Genomic DNA, 5,896 nt, shown 5'->3' with positions numbered 1-5,896 from the left:
CCAAGATCGAAGGTGGCGAACATCATGGCATACTGGCAGGTCGGCGTATCGTCGCAGCCGCCGAGACGCACGGTCATGTTGAGATCGCCAAGCTTTGCATCAATCGTGTGTGCAGCTTCGCCTGCAGCGGTGGAGGCGGTCAGGGTTGCGCCGAAAGCCTCAAGGACATCTTCAGCCTCGCTGGGCGAGACTGGGCCTGCAGTGGCTGGCGATACGAGAAAGGCGCTGATGCATGCGCCCAACAGATATTTATACATGAATTGGTCCCTATTGCGCCCCGGCCATTCCTGGTGCCATGGAGGCGTTTCAGCTTCAAGTGGCCGCAATCCAGCATTCAATCATGGCGTAAGATTGACGATGCGCCTACCAGATCACTCTGCAGCCGTGCTTACAGGTTCATCCTCAAGCGTTTCCAGCATCGCGCGGGCCGCGTCGGCGATGACCGTGCCGGGCGGGAAGATAGCGCTGGCGCCTGCTGTTTTCAGCGCATCGAAGTCGCCGGGCGGAATGACGCCGCCAACGATGATCTGTGTGCGGGCGGCGCCCTCATTGCCGAGCGCGCGGCGCAGTTCCGGGACCAGCGTCAGATGGCCTGCTGCCAGCGAGGACGCCGCAACGATGTCGACGTCCTTGGCACGGGCATCACGGGCCGCTTCTTCCGGGGTCTGGAAAAGGGGGCCGATCTCGACCTCCCAGCCAAGGTCCGTCAGCGCGGACGCGACGACCTTCTGGCCGCGATCATGCCCGTCCTGACCCATTTTTGCGATATAAATCCGAGGCTTGCGGCCATGCTTTCCGGCAAAGTCCTCGGCGAGTTTCAGCGCTGCGCCGGCCTTGTCATCCTTGCCGATGGAGCCGCCATAGACGCCCTTGATCGAGCGGATCACCGCCTGGTGGCGGCCCTGGCTGCGCTCGACGGCTTCTGAGATTTCGCCGACAGTCGCCTTGGCATGGGCCGCATCGACGGCGAGGGCGAGGAGGTTGCCTTTTCCGCTTTCGGCAGCTGCCGCGATGGCGTCGAGTTTCGCGTGGACATCGGCCTGATCGCGGTCCGCTTTCAGCCGTTTCAGCTTGTCGAGCTGCATGCGGCGCACAGTGGCATTGTCGACCTTGAGGACCGGCACGTCCTCATCCTGGTCGAGATGAAACTTGTTGACGCCGACGACCGTCTGTTCGCCGCTATCGATGCGCGCCTGCGTGCGGGCGGCCGCTTCCTCGATTCGCAGCTTCGGCACGCCTTCTTCGATGGCCTTGGCCATGCCGCCGAGCTTCTCGACTTCCTCGATATGCTCCAGCGCCTTGGCCGCGAGATCATGCGTCAAACGCTCGACATAGTAGGAGCCGCCCCATGGGTCGATGGTCTGGCAGGCGCCGCCTTCCTGCTGCAGGAAGAGCTGCGTATTACGCGAGATCCGGGCGGAGAAATCGGTCGGCAGGGCGAGCGCTTCGTCGAAGCTGTTGGTGTGCAGCGACTGGGTCTGCCCGCCAACCGCCGCGATGGCTTCAAGGCAGGTGCGGATGACGTTGTTGTACACGTCCTGCGCGGTCAGCGACCAGCCGGAGGTCTGCGAGTGGGTGCGCAGCGACAGGGATTTCGGGTTCTTCGGCGAAAACTCCCTCTCGACCAGCTTCGCCCAGAGCAGGCGCGCAGCGCGCAGCTTCGCAACTTCCATGAACGTGTTCATGCCGATGGCCCAGAAGAAGGAGAGGCGCGGCGCGAATTTGTCCACGTCGAGGCCTGCATCGACGCCGGCGCGGATATACTCAATGCCGTCAGCCAGCGTGTAGGCAAGCTCCAGATCAGCCGTCGCGCCGGCCTCCTGCATATGGTAGCCGGAGATCGAGATGGAGTTATATTTCGGCATGTTTTCAGACGTGTAGGCGAAAATGTCTGAAATGATCCGCATGCTCGGCTTGGGCGGATAGATATAGGTGTTCCGCACCATGAACTCTTTCAGGATGTCGTTCTGGATCGTGCCCGCAAGCTTGTCAGGCGTGACGCCCTGTTCCTCGGCCGCGGCAATATAGAGCGCGAGGATCGGCAAAACCGCGCCATTCATTGTCATCGAGACCGACATCTGGTCGAGCGGAATGCCCGAGAAGAGGGTGCGCATGTCATAGATGGAATCGATCGCCACACCTGCCATGCCGACATCGCCTGTCACGCGAACATGATCGGAGTCATATCCCCTGTGAGTTGCAAGATCGAAGGCGACCGACAGGCCCTTCTGGCCGGCGGCAAGGTTGCGGCGGTAGAAGGCGTTTGAGTCCTCAGCGGTCGAGAACCCGGCATATTGGCGAACCGTCCAGGGCCGCTGGGTGTACATGGTCGGGTAGGGGCCACGGCCGAATGGCGCGAGGCCGGGAAAATCGTCGAGGAAGTCCAGACCGGCTGTATCTGCGGCGGAATAAGCCGTGGCGAGATCGATGCCTTCCGGCGTCTCCAGCGTCCGCTCGCGCGCGCCTGAGGGCTCTTTCGCAGAGGGCGTTTCGAAATCTAGGGTGGTGAAGTCTGGGAAGTGGCTCATTCGGACCCCTCAACCATTGTTCGCGCGCATTGATAATGCGTGCCGGCGCCCTCGGCATTGTCCTGGAGTGTGATCGTGTCCTCGTCTGACCAGGCGAGCCGGCGTGTCTTCGGTTTGCCAACGCTGCCCTGAGCGCTTCGGGTGACAGAGTTTTCGACGCGGGTCTTCATCTCGGCATTTTCGGCGACTTTGCCGCTGAGCCCGACGGTTTCGGTCGTGATGTCCGTCGCCGTCGTGACTAGCAGGCCGTCTTCGAGGCTGTAGGTCCCTGTATCGGAGCTGAGGATGCGATAGCGCCCGACACTGGCGGTTCGCACGGTTGAGTTGGACTCGGCCGTGTAGGTGCCGTCATCGCCATAGGTCGCGATCCAGGCGATCTGGCTCTTGAAATTCGGGTCGGACTGATCGGATGTGCAGGTCCACTCTCCGGTCAGGGCTGGCTCGACCGTATCGGCCGCTGCAGCGATGGACGTCAGGCCTGCAAAGGCGGCGGCGCAGATAAAAAAGCGATGTTTCATGATGATGTCCCCAGTTCAGCATGGGCAAGCTGCAAGATACTTACCGCATCACAGCCCATGAAGATATTGGTATCAATAGCCGGGCCTTCAGCTTTACCGGCGATGAACACGCGCTGGGCACCTGCAGCCTTGAGGGCTTCGGCGGCCTGTCCGGCTTCTGTCTCATAGCGCTTGTCGCTGCCGCAGATGACGGCGATCCGGCAGCCCGAAGCCTGGAAAGCCGCTGCAATATCTTCTGACGAAGTCGGCGGCACAGGCGGCGCCTTGCCTTCGATCCCGCCAGCCGCAAAAAGGTTTCGCGCGAAATCGACCCGCGCATTGTGTTCGGCCAGAGGCCCGAGCGTCGCGATGAAGATGGAAGGCTGCTTGCCGGTCGCCTGTTCGTGAGCGGCCGCGCGGTCTCGCAGGGCTTCGAAATCGCGGGCGAGATAGATCGGTCTTAGCGGTTCGCCTGTCGTTGGCGCGCCTTGCTTGTCTGGCAGGCCTTGAAGGAAGGAGTCGAGGCCTTCGCCTGAGACCGAGGTTGCGGTGCTCTCGAACTTGACCTCGGCGGTCGGGGCGTCCTCGCCATCGATCAGCGGATATTCGCTGACGCCGGTGAGCGGTGCCTTACGCGTGGCGATCGCCTTGAAGCGGGCCTCGCGCGTCTCTGCGATGCGCGCCTGGAGCTTGCCTGCAACAAGGCTGTCGACGAGGCCGCCTTCCTGTTCAATCGTCTGGAACTCCTTCCAGGCCGCTTCGGCGAGATCGCTGGCAAAGGTCTCTTCAAACCAGGCGCCGCCGGCCGGATCTGCGACGCGGCCGAGGCCTGACTCTTCCATCGCGATGATCTGCGTGTTGCGCGCGGTTCGCCGGCCCAGTTCTTCCGGCACGCCAAGCGCTTCGTTGAAGGCGCGCACCGTAACCACGTCGGCGCCGCCGACCGCCCCTGCAAAACAGGCGGCTGTATTGCGCAACATATTCACCCAGGGGTCGTAGCGCGTCAGCATGCGCGCCGAGCTGACCGATTGCAGGCGCATCGATTCAACGTCGAGATCCATCGCCTCCAGTAGGCGTGCCCAGAGGCGTCGCGCCGCTCTCAGCTTGGCGATTTCGAGGCCGTAATTGGCACCTGTGGCAAGCGTGAAGACGGTCTGCGCCGGGAAGGCATTCACGTCATATCCGGCCGCGGCGAGCCGCCGCATCGTGTCGACAGCGTGGGCGATCAGGCCGCCAAGCTCCTGGGCCTCCGACGCGCCGGCCTCATGCAAGGGCCGCGAGTCGACCCGCAAGGTCGTCGCTTTGGGATAGCGCAGACAGAGCACGCGCGAGAGTTCGGCTGTGCGTACAAAGGCCGCATCGATCCCGCCCTCGACATCTCCGGTGCGCACCAGAATGCCGATCGGATCAATATTGAACGCAAATTTGAGTTTGGCGCTCGTGCCCATCTCCTCGCCCCAGAGCGCGAGCAGGCCGGCCATCGACGTGCCGGAGCCCTTGCCCTTGTGGTCGAGCGCGATGGTGGCGATCTCGGCATTGACGCCGTTCAGAGCTGTCGCAAGCGTCTCTGCATCATGGATCGCAACGCCATCGCTCCCGGTGCAATCGACTGAAATCTCTATAGAAGAGACGCCTCTTTCCAGATCTCTCAGCACCTCCAGATTGGTCTGTTCCGGGTCGGGATGGGTAAAGGCCTGGCGTATGTCCCAGGGCAAATATGGGTCAGGTTCCGAAGTCGGCCCGCGCAGGTAGGGCGCCTTGCCCGGCGCGCCGAGTGGATCGGCCGCGCTGGCGAAATCGCTCTCGCGATAGAGCGGGTGGATCGCGATCCCGTCATCGCTCTTGCGGGTGATGCGTTCGATCCCGCCACCCTTCAGCGCCTTCTCCACCGCGGCCAGCCATTCGGCTTCGCTCGCGTCTTCAAAGCCGCTGCTCAGAGATAGAAAACTGTCTGCCATATCCTATCCGTACATCGCTGTTTTCATGGCGTATAGGGGAAGCCTCGGCTTTGAGGTCAAGAGATGTCACCGCGTCAGCGCCTGAGGCGAATTGCAGCAGCGCCAGTGGCGCCGGACGTCTCGGCAAATCCGGCCGGCCAGATAGGGGCTTGACGACTCGGTCTGACTTATGTGCAAATGAGAATTATTCGCAACTAGGTGAGGGCGTCATCATGTCGTATAGAAACGAGGCTGGACTTTATGGCGGTTCGGGCGGCACGGACATTCCGGCTCGGCAATCCCGGCCCTGCAACAAATGCAGCGCAACAGGCGACAGCGCGGCGCCGCTCAGCGCGGACCAGAAACACTTGCTCGACTGGATTGAGAGCCAGTGCGGCGTTACCCAGATCTGGCTCGACCGGCTCGTCGCAAATGGCGATCCGCAAGACCTTGTGAGCCTCATTCACAGGCAGGCGGCCTGGCTCGATCTTATCCGCTCGCGGCTGGGATCGCCGTCCTGAGACGGCCAGGTTTCCGTCTGATACGGTGTGGGACAGATCGCCGATCCGGCAGGCTAAACCCGTGGTAATTGCGGGTTAAATTCAGACCCGTCGCAAACCTGCAACCGGCTTGCCTGTCCAAGCCCCATCTGGGCCGGGCAATTCGGCCAATTCATCCCACAGCGCGGCGGCCCGGTCATAGTGCCGCCTCGATGACATCGCCCACGCCAGACTTCTCTTCCATTCCGCCTGGCCGGATAAGCAAGCTGATCACGCTCGATACCGCGCTTCGCGCCGGTCTGTCCTTTGAGGAGGCTGCTCAAAAGCTGAGAGTTTCGCGTGCGACTGCCAGAAACTGGGCGACGGCGGCCGGGATCCGCAAATCGGACCTTGCAGACGAGACGCCCGATCAGCGCGCCGCCCGGCTGGTCAGC

6 protein-coding genes are annotated in these 5,896 nt (G+C 62.3%); 2 read left to right on the top strand and 4 right to left on the bottom strand.

Annotated elements, in window-relative coordinates; genetic code table 11:
- The 4 genes from WA989_RS04220 to WA989_RS04205 form a co-directional block, all read right to left on the bottom strand.
- The coding region (locus WA989_RS04220; protein ID WP_424339263.1) for a hypothetical protein at positions 1-257 on the bottom strand (257 nt) is incomplete at its 3' end.
- A gap of 114 nt (positions 258-371) precedes the next feature.
- Positions 372-2,528: a methylmalonyl-CoA mutase gene (gene scpA, locus WA989_RS04215; RefSeq protein WP_424339262.1), complete on the bottom strand. Its 2,157-nt coding sequence runs from the start codon at positions 2,526-2,528 to the stop codon at positions 372-374.
- Positions 2,525-3,046 (bottom strand): hypothetical protein, encoded by a 522-nt coding sequence (locus WA989_RS04210; protein WP_424339261.1) that lies wholly within the window; start codon positions 3,044-3,046, stop codon positions 2,525-2,527. Before WA989_RS04210 ends, scpA begins: the two co-directional genes overlap by 4 nt.
- Positions 3,043-4,983, bottom strand: a complete 1,941-nt coding sequence (locus WA989_RS04205) for a methylmalonyl-CoA mutase family protein (protein WP_424339260.1) — start codon at positions 4,981-4,983, stop codon at positions 3,043-3,045. Before WA989_RS04205 ends, WA989_RS04210 begins: the two co-directional genes overlap by 4 nt.
- A gap of 212 nt (positions 4,984-5,195) precedes the next feature.
- On the opposite strand from WA989_RS04205, the gene WA989_RS04200 reads away from it, so the two are divergent.
- Both WA989_RS04200 and WA989_RS04195 read left to right on the top strand, forming a co-directional pair.
- Positions 5,196-5,483 carry a hypothetical protein gene (locus tag WA989_RS04200; protein ID WP_424339259.1) on the top strand — a complete coding sequence of 96 codons (288 nt, stop codon included), beginning with the start codon at positions 5,196-5,198 and terminating at the stop codon, positions 5,481-5,483.
- Between the two features lie 191 nt (positions 5,484-5,674).
- The coding region (locus WA989_RS04195; RefSeq protein WP_424339258.1) for a hypothetical protein at positions 5,675-5,896 on the top strand (222 nt) is incomplete at its 3' end.

Origin of the sequence: Henriciella sp. (assembly GCF_049649345.1) — a bacterium.
Lineage (GTDB): Bacteria > Pseudomonadota > Alphaproteobacteria > Caulobacterales > Hyphomonadaceae > Henriciella.
This window is presented reverse-complemented; position numbering and strand designations above follow the sequence as displayed.